Source organism: Bacillus cereus group sp. MS39 (assembly GCF_040448665.1).
Lineage (GTDB): Bacteria > Bacillota > Bacilli > Bacillales > Bacillaceae_G > Bacillus_A > Bacillus_A wiedmannii.
Map to the genome: position 1 here is coordinate 3779230 of NZ_CP123058.1, position 17069 is coordinate 3796298.

The following is a 17069-nucleotide window of genomic DNA, read 5'->3' on the forward strand; positions in this document are numbered from 1 at the left end:
AAAATCCCCTTCCCTACCTTTTCAATTCAACGATTTCAACGTACATCTTTCCATTCTTCGTCAAAATCTTTCCGGTTCCAATCTCTTCATTCTCAAGCATAAGACGCACCGTATTTTTCGTTGAATTTTCAAGACGATACAATGTACCTTTCGTTATATGAAGCAGATCCTCAATTTTCTTTTTCGTATTTCCGATTTCAAAATAAATTGTTAACGGAATATCATCTTGTAATTTCAAATCTAGCCAACTCCCATATCATGTTCACGAAAATTTCATGTTCTCTCTATATAATGAAATCTCTTATTTTGAAACGTCGATATTTAATATTTTTTTAATATATCCTTGCGTTTCTTTAAATGGAGGTACGCCTCCGTACTTTCTCACATTACCAGGACCAGCATTATAAGAAGCTAGTGCTAATACTAAATCGCCATTATTTTTCTTTAAATAACCACTTAACTCTTTCACGCCGCCTTCAATACTTTCAGCTGGTGAAAATGGATTTTTTATACCCATCTCTTTCACATTCGCGGGCATAAGCTGCATAAGTCCCATCGCCCCTGCATGCGACACCGTTTTCGGATTAAAATTAGACTCTACTTCAATCATTTTTTGAATTAACGTTTTCGGAATTCCGTATGAACGGCTCACGCGATCAATAATATCCTCATACTTCCCTTCATTTGAAGAACGTATTTTTTGAATATTATACTTCTTCGTTAATCCCCACGTATCAACAGCCTCATTTTTCGTTTCCGGGAAACGTCGTTCGAACTCTTTTTGCGCAACTTGTACGTCATCAACTTTTTTCGTCTCAGGCTTTTCTTCCGGCTTACTAACTTCCTCTACTTTATGAATAGATTCTGCTTGTTTATTCACAACAGCTTCTATTTTCGTAGATTGTACCGGCTGACTCATATCCTCTACTTTTGCCGGTTGCGCAGTAGCCTTCGTCTCCTTCATAGGATCACTCTGCAACTTTTCTTGAAAACGACTACTTACGAACGCTTGCGGACTACTTAACTTTTGCTGAAATTGTCCTTTTTTATATGCAAGTACTTCTTTTACTATATTTCCAACTACCATAATATCACCTTTTCGGTAAACAAAGATAATCTAATATTAGAGTTTTTTCGTAAAGTTTGCAATAATCCTTTGCAATTATATTGTAATAAAAAAACGACTAAATTGTTAAACTGTTATTTTTTTATATTTATTAATTCAAATTTTCAGTTGACACCCATTATAGCAAGGCTTACAATAAGTTCGAAATCGATTTTTTCGCATATTACCGTTTTTCAATTTGCAGAAAAGTCAATATAAAAAAATGGGGGTTCTTTTACATGAGAATTAATACAAACATTAATAGCATGCGTACGCAAGAATACATGCGCCAAAACCAAACTAAAATGAGTAACGCTATGGATCGTTTATCAAGCGGTAAACGTATCAACAACGCTTCTGACGATGCAGCAGGTCTTGCAATCGCAACTCGTATGCGTGCACGTGAAAGCGGATTAGGTGTTGCTGCGAACAACACACAGGACGGTATGTCATTAATCCGTACAGCTGACTCAGCTTTAAACTCTGTATCTAACATTTTACTTCGTATGCGTGATATCGCTAACCAATCTGCGAATGGTACGAACACTACTGATAACCAAAAAGCTTTAGATAAAGAATTTTCTGCATTAAAAGAGCAAATCGATTACATTTCTAAAAATACAGAGTTTAATGATAAAAAGTTATTAAATGGCGATAACAAAACTATTGCTATCCAAACCCTAGATAACTCAGATACAAGCAAACAAATCAATATCAACTTAGCTGACACTTCTACTGCAGCATTAAAAATTAATAATCTAAGTATTGCAGGATCAGGATCAAACAAACCACTTAGCGGTGTTGGAACTGGTTTAATTACAGCAGCTTCTAACCAAGCTACTGTATTAAAAGACTTAACTGCTGGAGCTGGTGAAGCTGGTGAAACTCCAGCAAAAAGAATAGCAGCAGTAGCGGACTTCCAAAATAAATTTAATGCAGTTAAAGGCAGTCTGAATACTGAGGATGCAACAAAAATTACTGATGCTATTGATAAATTCAATGGAGATACTTCAATTGGAAATCTGAACGAGATTGGTAGATTGTACGAAACTATGAAGCCGGCTATGGATACTGAAGTTACTAGCGCAAAAGATTTTGCAACTGCTTTAACTGATCTAACAGGCGTTGCTGGCGGTACTGGTGATAGCGATCTTAAAAGAACAGCTGCAGTAAATTCTTTCGCAAGTGCTTTCGATAATATTAAAGAAGGTTTAAGTAAAGAAGATGTAACAAAAATTACTGATGCAATTAGTAAATTTAGAAAAGCTGATGGAACTGGTAATACCCTTGAAAATGCACAAGAAATCGGAAAATTATTTACACAAGCAGCCGCTGGTACTTCATACAATGCATCTAATGCAATTAAATCAATTGATGCTGCATTAGAAACGATTGCATCTAACCGTGCAACTCTAGGTGCTACATTAAACCGTCTAGACTTTAACGTAAACAACCTTAAGAGCCAAGCATCTAGCATGGCTTCAGCTGCTTCTCAAATCGAAGACGCTGACATGGCGAAAGAAATGTCTGAAATGACTAAGTTCAAAATCTTGAACGAAGCTGGAATCAGCATGCTTTCTCAAGCAAACCAAACTCCACAAATGGTTTCTAAATTATTACAATAAGCCATTTGAGTTAGTTTTATGAATAAACCTCTCTGCTTGCGGAGAGGTTTATTTTTTCTATATAGACAGATTATTTATAAAAGCTGTCTTTTTTATGTGGAAGAGAATATCCACGATATGTAGAAACGGTCAGTGCTTATCTTGATTCCCTCTTATGTTAAAACACAAACAGCAAATAAGCATAAGCCCCTTTATCCTCCCATAACCGTTTATTGGATTTAGAGATACCGACTATATCAATCTATAAGGAGTGTCTATTATGCGTATTGGTACGAATGTTTTGAGTATGAATGCTAGGCAGTCGTTGTATGAGAATGAGAAGCGTATGAATGTTGCAATGGAGCATTTGGCTACTGGTAAGAAGTTAAATAACGCTTCTGATAATCCCGCTAATATTGCGATTGTGACTCGTATGCATGCGAGAGCGAGTGGTATGCGCGTGGCGATTCGTAATAATGAGGATGCAATATCGATGCTTCGTACGGCAGAAGCTGCACTTCAAACTGTGATGAATATTTTACAGCGTATGCGTGATTTAGCTGTTCAGTCTGCGAACGATACAAATTCAAATAAAAACCGTGATTCGTTAAATAAAGAGTTTCAATCTTTAACAGAGCAAATTGGCTATATTGGCGAGACGACTGAGTTTAATGATTTATCTGTATTTGATGAACAAAACCGACCTGTTACGTTAGATGATATTGGTCATACAGTAAATATGATAAAACATATTCCCCCTTCCCCTACAAAACATGACATCAAGATTTCAACAGAACAAGAAGCAAGAGCGGCAATTCGTAAAATTGAAGAGGCATTGCAAAGCGTATCACTTCATCGTGCAGATCTTGGGGCTATGATGAATCGTTTACAGTTTAATATTGAAAATTTAAATAGCCAAAGTATGGCCCTAACAGATGCTGCATCTCGAATTGAAGATGCGGATATGGCGCAGGAAATGAGCGATTTTTTAAAGTTTAAATTGTTAACTGAAGTTGCCCTTAGTATGGTTTCACAAGCAAATCAAATACCGCAAATGGTTTCCAAGCTACTACAACCTTAAAAATCATCTTTCTTCTTTGAAACGATTCCATACAAAACAAAAGGGAAATACATATAAACTATGTATCTCCCTTTTGTTTTGTACCCAAATTTTATTACTGTGTTACAGTCATAACCTGTCCACTACGATCAACCATAATCTTCATTTTACCGTCTTGTGCGTTATATAACCCTAATTTATGCAAATCTTGTTTACATTCTTTTACAAAGAAAGGCAATGTGCGAATTTGATCGATATCAGAGCTCGTAATGAAATGAATTAAATGATGCGTCATTTCTTTTATATCATGAACAAGTTCTTCCTTTTCTCGCTTTAGCCTTTCATTTTCATCCCGTAATACATGCAATTCGCCTTCGAGTCCACGTGCGTTCTTTTCATCCTTTGAACGCTCTGCAGCCATGCTAGAAAGCTTATAGATTCCTTCCATGAACTGATGTAGTTCACGCTCTTTTCTTTCACTACACTGGCTAATTGTTTCAAAATTATCAACGATACCAGATATAACTGTTACAAGATTTTTTTCGGTCTCTGTATTTGGAACTTCATTTCTTAATTCTTGTTTGTTTTCTTTTTTCATTTCAACGATTGTTTCTTTTACAGGCGTATATTTTCGCTTTCGTCCTGGTTTTTGTTTTTCGATATTTTCAAACGGTATTTCACATTTTTTTAATTTGTAATACGTATTTTGTAATTGACTTTCTGTTTTTGGGAAAAGATTTAGTTCGTTTTTACTAACGTATTTTGAAATATTAATAATGTTTAAACCGTGACGTTGGCAAAATTGATACACTTCATACAGTAACTCTAGTTCAGACTTCAGCCATGTGATCGTTGATTTTTCATATGCTCGCATCCCGCCATTTTTTTCTACATCTATTTGAAATAATACCATTCTATTATATAAATCAACTAGTTCTTCATATTTTACTTGGAATTGTTTTTCTATTGTTTTAAATTCCACTTCTAGTTGCATATCGTTCATTTTATTATTTGACATGTTTTGTAAGAGACTTAATACATTAATTGCTGTGTGGTGATACATAATCTGTGCCACTCCCCCTCATCCTTTCGCAATTCTCATCTGACTCCCATGTCTTTTCAGAAAATAGCAATTTTTACATATCCATATTATAACATTTCTAAATTATCTGTCAAATAATAAACATACAAAAACGTATAGAAAATATAGAAATAGAAAAAGATTTTTTCATTAATATGTATAATTGCATATTAACTACTTTTAATTATATTATATGGTATTTAGAATGTAATTTCACCGAAAAAATTTGCGTTGTCACGAAAAATTACTAAAATCATCCAAAGATACGTTTTTTTATATTTTTAAATCAAAAATCTTCAATTGAAGATTTTTCATACATACAACCTCAAACATTCCATCTTTCCACCTATACAGAGTATAAAATACTAAAAAGGAACTAACCAATACTACACATGGCTAGTTCCCTTCTCTTCACTAAAAGAATAGAGTTGTAAATAGAATCTACAAATCTTCAATTGAAGCTTCACTTCTTCCACTTACCTAAAACTACTCCATATCTCTGGTCTCACATCGTATGGGACCCTATTAAGCACTGACCGCTACATACATGGCTAGTTACTCTATTCCTGATAAACAGAAGAAGATTATACACCAATTCTCTCGGTACCCCACTTCCCCTATTTACCTAAAACTACTCCATATCTCTGGTCTCACATCGCTCAGGGCTCTATTAAGCACTAACCGCTACCACACATAGCTAGAGCTTCTATTCAAGCAAAAAGAATCTCTTTTAAAACTCTTTTACAACACTAACTTATCTACTAAGCCGATTAACTCTTGAATATCTGGCTTACTTACTTGCGCATTTGCTCCTACCGCTTCGCCTTTATGGAATAATTCATTTGTAATTAAGGAAGAGAAAATAACGATTGGTAAACGATTCGTTACTTCACCATCTTTAATTACTTTCGTTAAATGGTGTCCATCCATTTTCGGCATTTCAATATCTGTAATGAGCAAGTGAATATGTTCAAACATTTTTTCCCCTTGCTCTTTCGCTAACTTTTCAATTTGTGCTAACGCTTCTGCACCATTGCTAAAGAAGTTCATTTTCGTATATCCAGCTGATGATAATGTTTCTTCTAATATTTGACGAAGCATTGCTGAATCTTCCGCAATATAAATAACTTTTTCAGCTCGATCTGTTTTCTGTTCTAACCCTGCAAGTGATTTATTGTCATAACCAGTACCGCTAATTTCGCATACAATTTTTTCATAATCTAATAGTAAGATGATTTTTCCATCTAGTTTTACAATACCAGATGTCGTTTCTTCTAATCCCATAGACAATGAAGCTGGTTCATCGATTTGTTCCCAAGAAATACGTTGAATACGATGTACTTCATCCACACGGAAAATAACTTTCATTTGATTTAATTCTGAAATGATAAATTTCGTTTGATCAAGTGGCTTTGTCGATTTTAAATTAAGAGCTGTCGCTAAGTTAATAACAGGTAAAATTTCACCGCGTACTTGAACAACACCTTCAACTGCATGATGAGATTCTGGCACAGTTGTAACAGGGAATGGATTAATGATTTCACGTACTTTCATTACGTTAATACTAAATAGGTTTTCACCAACAGTATATGTAACAATCTCTAATTCATTTGTTCCGCTTTCTAATAAAATACTTTGTGCTTGTGACATAAAGGTGTCGCTCCCCTTTCATTATTTCCGTATATCTAATTATTAAGCTTTATTAAAACGAAAAAGTCAACTACCTATATGAAAAATATAGATAGTCGAATGATTCATTTCTTTATTTAGAAAAGCAATTACTCTTGTATAAACGAAGCAAGTGCCTCTAATAACACTTCTTGTGCTCCTACAATTTCTGTCGGCATCGCTTCCCATTTTTTTGAAAGCTCTGTTTCTACTCTTATTCTTAATTCTGTATTCATTTCTGCTAGCACATATTCTTTCGTTGCTATATCAACATCCAGTAACGCAAGCGCATATAGTTCCGGATCATTTATTTTTTCAAATAATCGTTTTAATACTGCGGGTGCTATATGTTTTAATTTTTCAATATGAATCTCTTTATCTGAAAATAGTAACTCATATTGAATAAACGTAACATTTTCTTTAATCACTTTAAAATAGCAATTATTTTTTTTATCATTTACAAAATAACCGTTCGGATCAGCAATTATACTCTCTACTTTACGAATTAAATCTGGCAAACTACTCGCCGACATTACAGTCCGCTGCTCAACCTCACTGGGCGAAATGAATGTAACGCGATACTTATTCTGCGCCATCCTCCTCACCTCTCCTCTTATAAAAATCTATCATCACAAACGATCCAAAAGGCACTGGTCTGCCATAAAACGATGAACCATCCCAGTAACCTTCCATAGATCCATTTTGCAACTACACTTCACTTACCTCTTCTTCAACTAACCTAGCAACTCTCCATATCTCTGGTCTTACACAACGGTCGTGCACCTACTAAGCACTGACCGCTCCAAAACACCGCCAGGTCCTCTCTCAAAACCTAAAAAAGGGCTTTTAAAATCTTTTTTAAGATCTTTTCAGTAACTCGATGTTATTGAACCAAAACGCTATCTGCTGATCCGCAATATCCGGCAACGTAACGAAAAACTCACGGCACTTCATCTCATCTTTAAACAGTTGATACTTCCACTCGCCTTCGCTACCAACACTTACGAAATAAAATTCGTGAATACGGCCAATGATTGCTTGTTTTTCACCAAATGAATAGGGAGGCACTTGCTTAATTTCAAATTGGTCTGGTAAATATACATGCTCTTCTCGTTCCATTTTTAACACTTGCTCGGCAAGTTCACGTTTGTTTTCGAAAAAAGGCAATTGTAAAATTCGCTCTTGTCTTGTCATACGAATAAAAAACCCTTTCTACTACTCTACAATTTTTCTTTATTATATATTATCGAATTAAGTTTACAACTTCATTTAATACTTCATCTGATACTTTAATTACTTTCGCATTTCCTTGGAATCCGCGTTGGTATAACATTAAGTCAACGAATTCTACAGATAAATCTACGTTTGCACCTTCTTGTGCACCACCACGTACTTTACCTGCGCCGTTTTGACCAGATGCGCCAAGTGCTAAAATACCCGTTGTATTCGTCGCTGTATAGTTACCATTACCTGTTTTCATTAGTCCGCTTTCGTTCGGGAACATCGCAACAGCTAATTGACCAGCTGACTTCATACTTCCATCAGAGTATTTTACCATTACGTATCCACCGTCAGCAATAAAGCAATCTTTAACAGTTGCTGCTGCTCTACCGTCTACATCTGTTACTGATAATGTTTTATCTGTCGGATGATTTGTTAAATTACTAAAATCTAAATTTATCGTTCCGCCGTTAAACGGGATATTTGCTCCTTGTTGTACCGGATCTGGATTTCCAACATTATTAAATTTCAAAGTACCTGTTGACCCTGCTCCTGTAACCTCTTCAAACTTTGGATCTTTTGCCGAGTCATTACGTCTTTGAACTTTATATGTATACTCGTGTTCACTCGTTTTCGTAAATTCTACACGCATCGTCCATGTATTACCGGCATCATCATAAAATGGTAAATCTTGCGTAATTTTACTTTCATTCACCGGGATATTCCCTTTAATTGTACCCTTCGTTGTTTGAATACCACCAATTGCAGTTCCCATCGGGATTTGTAATGGTCCTGGAATACCAGATAAATCAACTTCACCTGTTGCTGCATTTGCGGGGTATGCAAATACGTATTGACCTTCTGTGTTCGTAATATAGTAATTTGAAGATATTCCAAACGTACCTTTACGAGTAAATTCCATATTTCCGCCTGCTGAATCACCTACTACGAAGAAACCATTACCTTCCATTGCCGCTTGTGTTTTACCACCAGTTAACGTAATTGTTCCGTCGCTATAGTCTGTAACTGTACCGCTCATTTTCACACCGTTACCGATACTTTTCGGATTCGTTCCAGCGTATTTATTGTCACCTTTTGAACCAATTGAGTTGTTATATAGTAAATCATCAAACATAGCTTTTTGTTTTTTATAACCAACCGTTTGTGCATTGGCGATATTATTTGAAGTTACACTTAATGCATTTTGTGTTGCATTCATTCCTGTAATACTTGTATATAACGCTTTAATCATAACGTATGGACACTCCTTATGAATTTGTAGTTTTTACTTCTTCTGTTACTTTTTTCTCGTCTTTCTTCGCATCTTCTGGATTTGTTTCTCCAATTGGTTTATCGGACACTCTCTCAACGAAACGAAGGGATACAACTTTATTATCAATAACGAGCTGTACCTCATTATTTTCTGCGAGGCGAACTGTCTCTACTTGACCAGTGACTTTTTTACCATCACCATCAACACCTCTTACATACTTCCCTAAAAACTTCATTCCACCATCAAGCGCTGTCGAATACATTGTCGTTTTTAAAGAGTCTACTGCTTTTGTCATATTCTGTACTTGTTCCATAAGAGATAATTGCGCTGTTTGGTTCATCATTTGATTCATATCCATCGCATTAAATGGATCTTGATGTTGGAAACTCGCTAAAAACAATTTTAGGAAATCATCTTTCCCCATTACACCAGGCGTCTTTTGTTCTCCTGCTGCTACTCCATTCGTTTGCCCTACTGCCGGTTGTGCACCGTTAACAGATGCGTTCCTATTCTGCGCTCCTGCTTGCAATGGAATATGATTTGTACTCGTTGTATTTAATCCAACTGTTGGCACGCTTTATTCCTCCAATAATCCCGCAAATTCTTTTGATTCTCGTTTCTCATGTTTCGTATTTGCTAATTGTTGTTTTTGCCTTTGCTCTTGTTCTCGCTGCTCTTTACGATTTTCATCTTTATCTGAATAGCTAATTTGAATATTGATTTCTTTTTCTTTTAACTTCAATCTCAATTCATCAAAAATGATTTCCACACGTTTTTTCGCATCGTGTTTTTCCATTTCTACGTGAACATCAATCTGATCTCCGTGTTTTTTCATAAACACTGTTAATGTACCAAGTTTTTCTGGATTTAACTGAAATAGAACACGTTCTTGTTTCACTACAAACTTTTGCAGTGCTTCTACTTGTGCTTCCATTTTCTTTCCTAAGTCAGGCAATGAAACTTTCTCAGCGCCACTATTGGATTTTCCTATTTGATCGGTACTCGTCGCTTTATTTAATAACTCCGCACCCGCAGAATTCGAATCGTTTAACACATCACCTTCCGGCAACTCTATCTTTACATCATCGTCCTCAGCTTTCGGAAGATCTAAATCTAAGTCTTTGGACTCTTCTTGTTTCTTTGCAATATTACAAGTCTCTGTTTCTACAACCTTCAATACTTGCATCATTTGCTCCGGCATCTTCACTTTATCTAATGCCATTTGCATTGTATCTTCTAAACATATAGCATTTTTGATATTCATATTTGAAAGAAGTTCTTGTAATTGTTGTAATTCACCTGCGGGTAATTCGTTAAGTTTTATATTTCCATATTCTTTATATAACTCTTGTATTTTTTGTATGTATTGATATAACAATTCTGGCTGCACACGTAACTGTTCAATTGCAACCATTTGCTCAGATACAGCTAATAATAACTGTTCTGTCTCTTTTTTTTCTTCTTTCTTTACATTAGGCTCTTCTTTCGTTGCCGATTTTTTAGAAAGAATGTTTTCTTTTCTATCTTCTGGTGCATCTTCTCGTTTTGTTTTCTCCGTTTTCGGCTGTTGTTTATTTTCCATCCTCATCGCACGATCGAATGAAGAAGCTTCACTTTTGGATTGTACTTCTAGCCCTTTTTCTTTTTGCGGAGGTAAACTTTGTTGCACCGGTAATACAGACTGTATCACTACATTCACCTCATCCATTCATACACATTTTTAAATCAAGAAGCATTTTTTCTTCCTGCTTTTCTCGTACTTTTGCAAGCTTTTTACAATCTTCTTGATACATCTCATCAATGACACGTTCTTTTTCTTTTACTTGTTCTAAAAGGCTTTCATTTTTTCGAATAAAATCTTCTGTTTTTTTAATTTTCCGATTCCATTCTTCTATTCTTTCAGGTGAAAACGTATGTGAGGAAAGCATACCAGCCATAATACGTTGCCCAGTTTGTACGACTTTACTACGTGACTTCACAACATATAAATCATATTCTTTTTTTTGTTCTATTTTTCTTTTTTCAGCTGTTAATTCATACACTTCTTTCAAAATCTGTTCTTTTTCTTGATTTATTTGCAATTTTATCGTGTCGTACTGCTGCTTATCCACCTGTTTTCATAGCCCCTTCCTATTATAACGCTCTCTTTTTCTATTATATAGTTTTTTTACAAAAAAATCTGTGAAATATTAAAAAACAAAAAAATAAGACCTACAGGTGCGAGGTCTTATACTATATGGTGCACTGCTTGAACAATATCATCAAATTGGAAACGATCTGATCGACCTTGTTTTAAAAATGAATTTATACCTTCTACTTTATTTTTGCATTCAAAAACATAAGCATTTTCTTCATTTTCTTGAATCGTTCCTAATTTGAAATATAATTCATTTTCTTTATAAATAGATAAAATTTTTCTCATTTCATTTGCCAGTTGCCAATGGGTTGGCGAAACGATTTCTTCCATAATCCTACTTACTGAATCTAGCACTGAAATAGCAGGGTAATGACTGAGCGTTGCAAGCTCACGTTTTAATACAATATGTCCATCTAAAATACCGCGTGCTAAATCTGGTACAGGACCGTTTAAATCGTCTCCATCAACGAGTACAGTATAAATACCTGTTATAGATCCCTTTTGCGTTTTCCCAGATCGCTCTAACAGCTTCTTCATATAACTTTCCATTAAGAGTGTTTTACCGCCAATCGGTAACTCTTTAACGGCAATATCAACACTTCTACGTGCATCAGCAAAACGAGTAACAGAGTCCATCATAAGTAGTACGTTATTGCCCTGGTCTCGGAAATGTTCCGCGATAGATGTTGCAAGCTTAGCTGCACGAAGTTGCATAAGATGACTTTCATCTGACGTCGCTACGACAACGACGCTTTTCTTCATGCCTTCCTCGCCTAATTCTTTTCGAATAAAGTCTTTTACTTCCCGGCCACGTTCTCCTACTAAACTAATAACGTTTATATCAGCTTTTGCATTTTTGGCAATCATTCCGAGTAAAGTAGACTTACCAACACCTGATCCAGCGAAAATACCAATCTTTTGACCGATACCAATTGTTAGCATAGAATCAATGGATTTAATTCCCGTTTCAAATACATCAGTAATCTCTTCCCGTTCAAATGCATGAATAGGCGGAGCATCTAACTTTATTTTTTGCAATGGAATGTTTTCAGCGTTTTCATTTAGCACTTCGCCATTTGCACTTAACACTTTTCCGAGTAAATGATTACCACGAGGAATAACAACATCTTCAGCAATTAATGTAACTGAATCTCCGTAACATACTTTTTCTGTCTGTTCAAATGGGAGTAACATATTGTTTTCTTTTTCAATCGCAATTACTTCACATAAAACGCTATGTTCTCCAACGAGACAAACATCACCAATTTTCGCCTTTGGCCCTTTCGCTACGAAAAACTGCTCTTGCACACTATGAACTTTACCGACTTTCGTAAAAAACGGCGTTTCAATAAACGTATTCCATTTTTGGTTTTCATTCATTAACAGTCGATTCATACATTTTGCTCCTCAAATAACTTCTCTTCTTCCCATTTCTGGCGAAGTTTCGCAAATATAGGTGCAAATTTAAATTCAAAGAACTCTTTCTCTTCTTCCAGAACAAATTCACCGAACTGTAAGGAGAAATCGTATTTCCATTCTACTAATTGTAGTAACCAATACTCTTTCGTATTTTCCTTCTCTTCTTGAATACGTTCAAATGTTTCAGGATGTACGGTAATGACTAATTTTTCAAACGAAGTAGGCAATGTTTGAACGATACCAGTTAAAATAGGTAGCACATCAAGCAATCGCGCATCAACTGCTTGATTCACAATTTTTTCTGCTAGTTGAAAAGATTGATCCCATAACAATTCCGTCCATTCGTATGCTGTTTCTTGTTGCTCTTTTTGAAACTGCATATGTGCCGATTCTATCTCTTTCATCTGCTGCTGAACGTGCATTTGAAATTGTTCTTGATCATGTAATAATTGCTGGCGCTCTCGTTCTAACATTTGCTGTTCTTGCCTTAGTTGATTCAGTTCAACATGCAATGATTGTTGCTGTGCAAGAAGCTCTTCATGGTCCACTTGTATTTCTTCTTCTACGTGAACTGGTATTGGTTTTGGAAATTGTAATTCATACGTTTCTTCAGAAAAAGAAACAGAATTCTTCGGAATTCTGTTTTTAAATAAGGACATCATCTTCACCTCTTTGAACGATAATTCTTCCTTCTTTCTCTAGCTTTTTCACCGTACCTGTAATTGTTTGCTGTGCTTTCTCAGCATCCGTCATCTTAAGTGGCCCTAAGCCATCTAATTCTTCCAGAATCATCTCTTTACGGTTTGTAGACATACATGTAAATAATTTCTCTTTAATTTCTTCTTTTGCAATTTTAAGCGCTTTTGCAATGACACCGTTATCTGTAATTTCCTCTAGTACACGGCGAAGCGCAAGATCTTCAAGACCAAGTAAGTCTTCAAAGACAAACATATTTTCTTTAATTTTCTCAGATAATGCATAATCAACTTCATCCAGCTTTTGAAAGACTGTTTTTTCAACGCCTCGTGAAACGTTATTTAAAATGTTCACAATTGTTTTCAAGCCATCTGTTTTATTAATTGCACTAAATGCCATATTATTTAATTTCGCTTTTAATAACTCACCAATTTGATTAATTAATTCACCGTCAACTTGTTCTAGTTTCGCAATACCCATTACCGTTTCTACTCGCTTATGATCTGGCAATCTCTCAATTAACTGAGAAGCAAGCTGCGGTTTAATGTAAGAAGCGATAATTGCAATTGTTTGTGGCGATTCATCATTAAGCACTGTAAGAAGTGGCTCTAAATCTGTAAGTGAATTTAAGAATTCAAATGGATTATCTTTGTTATACCAAAGGTCTTCCAATAATTTTTCCAGATCCTCTTCTGGCATATTTTTAAATATGCGACGAATGTACTCTTTATCTGGAGTGACTAAGTTCAATTCTTTTACATTAAGTTCATATAAGAACTCCCCTAGTACATTCTCTAACGTTTCTGGTTTATATACACGAAACTTCGCGATTTCACGCAGTAACACTTCTTTTTCCTCAGCCGTCATATATTCAATGACTTTTGCTGCCACCTCTTCATTTAATGTACGAATGAGGATGGCAGCTTTTTCTTTGGAGGAGATTTCATCTAACATCGTTGTTCCTCCCTTACTGTCCGTTTAACCATTTTTTAATTACTTTTGCAGTACCTTCTACATGTTCTTTCGTAGCATCCTGCACTTGTTCATCTAACGTCGGTTCTTTCGGTTCTTCTGGTTCAGGTTTTGCTTTTGGCTCTGGTACTATTTTCTCTTCAGGAATTTCCATAATACTTTCACTACTTGCAGCAACTTCCTCTTCTGCTAAGTATTCTTCATATTCCTCTTCTTCTTTCTTTCTCTTACGTCGTGCTAAGAAGAACCATATTAGTCCAACAAGCGCTAATAAGCCACCTGTAATTCCACCGATTAACCACCAATTCATACCACTTTCTTCTGGCTCTTTCGGCTTCTCTTCTTTCGGTTGATCAAACTGAACAGTTACAACATTAACTTGACCATTTGTAAAATTGCCATTTGGATCAGCTTGAAGTCCAGCTGCTGTACCAATTGCTTCTTTGAAAGTTGTCATATCAATTCTGCGTTTTACTAACGTATCATTATCTACCCATACAACAACATTTGTTTTCGTTAATTCTGGATGTTTCTTAATCGTTTCAACTGTTTTATCTATTTCATAGTTTTCGATTTTGTTGCCATTTTTATTATCGTAGACAATTTTTCCATTTTGATTATTGTTCGTACCGTAGTTTGGCACTTCGCCATTTGCTGTAATACCAGCACCTTGCTTCGTATCTGCTCCTTCTTGCGCAGTAGAGCTTTCCTCTTGCTCTTGTTTACTACGAAGTACACCTTTATCACCATATTTTTCAGACTGACGTGTAACTTCATCGTAGTTTACAGATACTTTCGTATTCACTTTATATTCATTCGGCTTAAACATCGTCATTAACGTTGCATCGATGTCTTGCTTTAATTTACCTTCAATTTGATGTTGCATCTCTACTTCTTTCTCATAAGAAGAGGAACTACTAGAATGTGCTTCATCTGCTCCTTTTGAGATAACACCTTTTTTGCTATCAATAACACTTACTTCTTCTGCTTTTACACCAGGAACTGCTGCACTAATCATTTGCTGTATACCCGCAACTTGATCAGCTGTTAATAGTTGACCACGTTTCACGCCAACCGTAATCGCTGCTGTTCCTTTTGCTTTCTCTTCATCAAAAATCGTCTCTTTTTCAGGTAATGTAATTTGAACATTTGCCGTTTCTATTGCAGCAAAGTTTCTTACAATATCTTGCTCTAGTTGCTTTTTCGTACCGACAATTTGCTTCATTTTTTTATCTTGCTCACTTGAACCGAGCGAGCTTTCTAATAAAATTTCCTCACCGCTTTTTGAATTAAACGGTAATCCCATTCCATTCATTTCTTTTCGAACCCATGGAGCATCATTCTTTTGCACACGAATCGAACCATCGGCTGCTAATTGGTAATCGACACCTAGCTTCGATAATTCTGCTGTAATCTCTTGCTTGTCTGCATCATTTAAATTTTGATATACAACAACATATTTATCTGGCAAGGTGAAGTATAAAAGTGCTCCTGTTACAATTGCTAAAAGCGCAGCACCAATGACTAACTTATGCCACGTTTTTAACGATTGGAAAACATTTTTTAACTTTTCCATTTAAACACACCCGTCCATTTTCCTAAATTTGCATATTAATTAGTGACTTATAATTTTCAATAAGATTATCACGTACAAGAGCAGCCGTTTTCATTTGAGACTCAGCTTTCTTTTGCTGAATTAAAACGTCATGTGTTTCTCCTACCCCTTTTGTTAGTAAATCATATACCGCTGTTTGCGCATTGTTTTGTGTTTGATTCATATCTTCCAATAAATCGATAAACTTCTTCCCTTCGACTACAGGTGCTTCTGAAGTTTTCGGTGCACCAATTGACTGAATCGCGCCAAATGGCTGTGTATGTAACATTGGTTGGATTTTCATCTTCCCTTATTCCCCCTTTATCCTCGGCCGATTTCTAAATCTTTATCAAGCATTTTTTTATTCGCATTTAATACACTTGTATTTGCTTCGTACATTTTTTGAGCAACCATTACATTCGTCATTTCAGCAGTCACATCAACATTCGGATAACGTACATATCCTTCTTCATTTGCATGCGGATGCGTCGGATCATACACTAAGTTTTCAGTTTTGTCTGCTTCAATACTCTTTATTTTCACCCCGTTAGTTGGTGTCCCGTCTAACATATTCGCAAAACTATTATTTGATTCAAGCACTACACTACGGCGCTCATACAAATCTGCCCCCAGAGCTGCTGTTGTATTTGCATTTACAATATTATTTGAAGTAACTTCCATCCACTTTCTCGCTGTCGTTAGCCCTGATCCACTTGCATTAATTGCCTGAAACATCGTTGTCTCTCCTTCTACTATTAACGTCCGCGTGCTGCTTGGTTAATTGCATATTGTGTATTAATCGCATTAATTGAAACGCCATATAATTGGTTTGCTTTCATTAAATCTAGCATTTCTGTCGTTACATCCACACTATTTCCGTCTTTATTCGTTTGCATTGACTTCGTTTGAATCTTTGCATATGTATTTTTCATATTTACTGTCGGTAAGTGCATTTCATTCGTTTGATATAAATCTGGATTGCTTTTTAAATCCGCAGCATTGCTTTTATATAATGCACTACTCTTATTCATTTGCTCAGCAAATGTAACATCTTGTGCTTTATAGCCAGGTGTATTCGCATTTGCAATATTACTAGAAACCGTATTTCGTTTCGTCACTAAATAATTCATATAATGGCTTACATCAGTCACTAAATCTGGCATACTCCACACCCTTCCTTTTTAACTTACCATTTTGAACATATGATCCACTGATGGAAGTTTCACTTCATTATTTAAT

At 35.6% G+C, this 17069-nt stretch carries 19 protein-coding genes; 2 read left to right on the forward strand and 17 right to left on the reverse strand.

What is annotated here, in order from left to right:
* Positions 1-13: 13 nt before the first annotated feature.
* Together QEP67_RS19560 and QEP67_RS19565 are read right to left on the reverse strand one after the other, a co-directional pair.
* Positions 14-238 (reverse strand): flagellar motor switch protein FliN, encoded by a 225-nt coding sequence (locus QEP67_RS19560; RefSeq protein WP_000775712.1) that lies wholly within the window; start codon positions 236-238, stop codon positions 14-16.
* Between the two features lie 63 nt (positions 239-301).
* A complete protein-coding gene (locus QEP67_RS19565) occupies positions 302-1087 on the reverse strand; it encodes a lytic transglycosylase domain-containing protein (protein WP_353706381.1) in 786 nt (261 codons plus the stop codon).
* 257 nt (positions 1088-1344) lie between these two features.
* Here QEP67_RS19565 and QEP67_RS19570 point away from each other — a divergent pair, with 257 nt between their 5' ends.
* Together QEP67_RS19570 and QEP67_RS19575 are read left to right on the forward strand one after the other, a co-directional pair.
* Entirely contained in the window at positions 1345-2730 is a 1386-nt protein-coding gene (locus QEP67_RS19570; RefSeq protein ID WP_001222393.1) for a flagellin, read from the forward strand.
* Positions 2731-2989: 259 nt separating this feature from the next.
* Positions 2990-3790 carry a flagellin gene (locus QEP67_RS19575; RefSeq protein ID WP_001219710.1) on the forward strand — a complete coding sequence of 267 codons (801 nt, stop codon included), beginning with the start codon at positions 2990-2992 and terminating at the stop codon, positions 3788-3790.
* 94 nt (positions 3791-3884) lie between these two features.
* Here the strand turns inward: QEP67_RS19575 and QEP67_RS19580 are convergent, their stop codons facing one another.
* The 15 genes from QEP67_RS19580 to flgB all read right to left on the reverse strand — a co-directional run bounded on the left by QEP67_RS19580 (position 3885) and on the right by flgB (position 16993).
* On the reverse strand, positions 3885-4832 hold the full coding sequence (locus QEP67_RS19580; protein WP_353706634.1) for a DNA-binding domain-containing protein: 948 nt from the start codon (positions 4830-4832) through the stop codon (positions 3885-3887).
* Positions 4833-5591: 759 nt separating this feature from the next.
* Complete coding sequence (locus QEP67_RS19585) at positions 5592-6500, reverse strand: chemotaxis protein (RefSeq protein ID WP_000075948.1); 909 nt, start codon at positions 6498-6500, stop codon at positions 5592-5594.
* Positions 6501-6628: 128 nt separating this feature from the next.
* Complete coding sequence (locus QEP67_RS19590) at positions 6629-7114, reverse strand: hypothetical protein (RefSeq protein ID WP_000068327.1); 486 nt, start codon at positions 7112-7114, stop codon at positions 6629-6631.
* 262 nt (positions 7115-7376) lie between these two features.
* Positions 7377-7712, reverse strand: coding sequence for a DUF3964 family protein (locus QEP67_RS19595; protein ID WP_000198181.1), 336 nt, complete (start codon positions 7710-7712; stop codon positions 7377-7379).
* 49 nt (positions 7713-7761) lie between these two features.
* The gene (locus QEP67_RS19600) at positions 7762-8991 is read right to left on the reverse strand and encodes a flagellar hook protein FlgE (RefSeq protein ID WP_000588330.1); all 1230 of its coding nucleotides are present in this window, start codon (positions 8989-8991) and stop codon (positions 7762-7764) included.
* Positions 8992-9007: 16 nt separating this feature from the next.
* Positions 9008-9586, reverse strand: coding sequence for a flagellar hook assembly protein FlgD (locus QEP67_RS19605; protein WP_001143472.1), 579 nt, complete (start codon positions 9584-9586; stop codon positions 9008-9010).
* 3 nt (positions 9587-9589) lie between these two features.
* On the reverse strand, positions 9590-10720 hold the full coding sequence (locus tag QEP67_RS19610) for a flagellar hook-length control protein FliK (protein ID WP_151035366.1): 1131 nt from the start codon (positions 10718-10720) through the stop codon (positions 9590-9592).
* Complete coding sequence (locus QEP67_RS19615; RefSeq protein WP_000360874.1) at positions 10713-11123, reverse strand: hypothetical protein; 411 nt, start codon at positions 11121-11123, stop codon at positions 10713-10715. Before QEP67_RS19615 ends, QEP67_RS19610 begins: the two co-directional genes overlap by 8 nt.
* 116 nt (positions 11124-11239) lie before the next feature.
* The gene (locus QEP67_RS19620) at positions 11240-12544 is read right to left on the reverse strand and encodes a flagellar protein export ATPase FliI (protein WP_001080942.1); all 1305 of its coding nucleotides are present in this window, start codon (positions 12542-12544) and stop codon (positions 11240-11242) included.
* Positions 12541-13227: a FliH/SctL family protein gene (locus QEP67_RS19625; protein ID WP_000051717.1), complete on the reverse strand. Its 687-nt coding sequence runs from the start codon at positions 13225-13227 to the stop codon at positions 12541-12543. Before QEP67_RS19625 ends, QEP67_RS19620 begins: the two co-directional genes overlap by 4 nt.
* Positions 13214-14218, reverse strand: coding sequence for a flagellar motor switch protein FliG (locus QEP67_RS19630; RefSeq protein ID WP_000883371.1), 1005 nt, complete (start codon positions 14216-14218; stop codon positions 13214-13216). Before QEP67_RS19630 ends, QEP67_RS19625 begins: the two co-directional genes overlap by 14 nt.
* Positions 14219-14231: 13 nt before the next feature.
* On the reverse strand, positions 14232-15812 hold the full coding sequence (locus QEP67_RS19635) for a flagellar M-ring protein FliF C-terminal domain-containing protein (protein ID WP_000413177.1): 1581 nt from the start codon (positions 15810-15812) through the stop codon (positions 14232-14234).
* 22 nt (positions 15813-15834) lie between these two features.
* Entirely contained in the window at positions 15835-16134 is a 300-nt protein-coding gene (fliE, locus tag QEP67_RS19640) for a flagellar hook-basal body complex protein FliE (protein ID WP_000701667.1), read from the reverse strand.
* Between the two features lie 17 nt (positions 16135-16151).
* On the reverse strand, positions 16152-16565 hold the full coding sequence (gene flgC / locus QEP67_RS19645; protein ID WP_353706382.1) for a flagellar basal body rod protein FlgC: 414 nt from the start codon (positions 16563-16565) through the stop codon (positions 16152-16154).
* 20 nt (positions 16566-16585) lie between these two features.
* Entirely contained in the window at positions 16586-16993 is a 408-nt protein-coding gene (flgB, locus tag QEP67_RS19650; RefSeq protein WP_001113119.1) for a flagellar basal body rod protein FlgB, read from the reverse strand.
* Positions 16994-17069 lie beyond the last annotated feature (76 nt).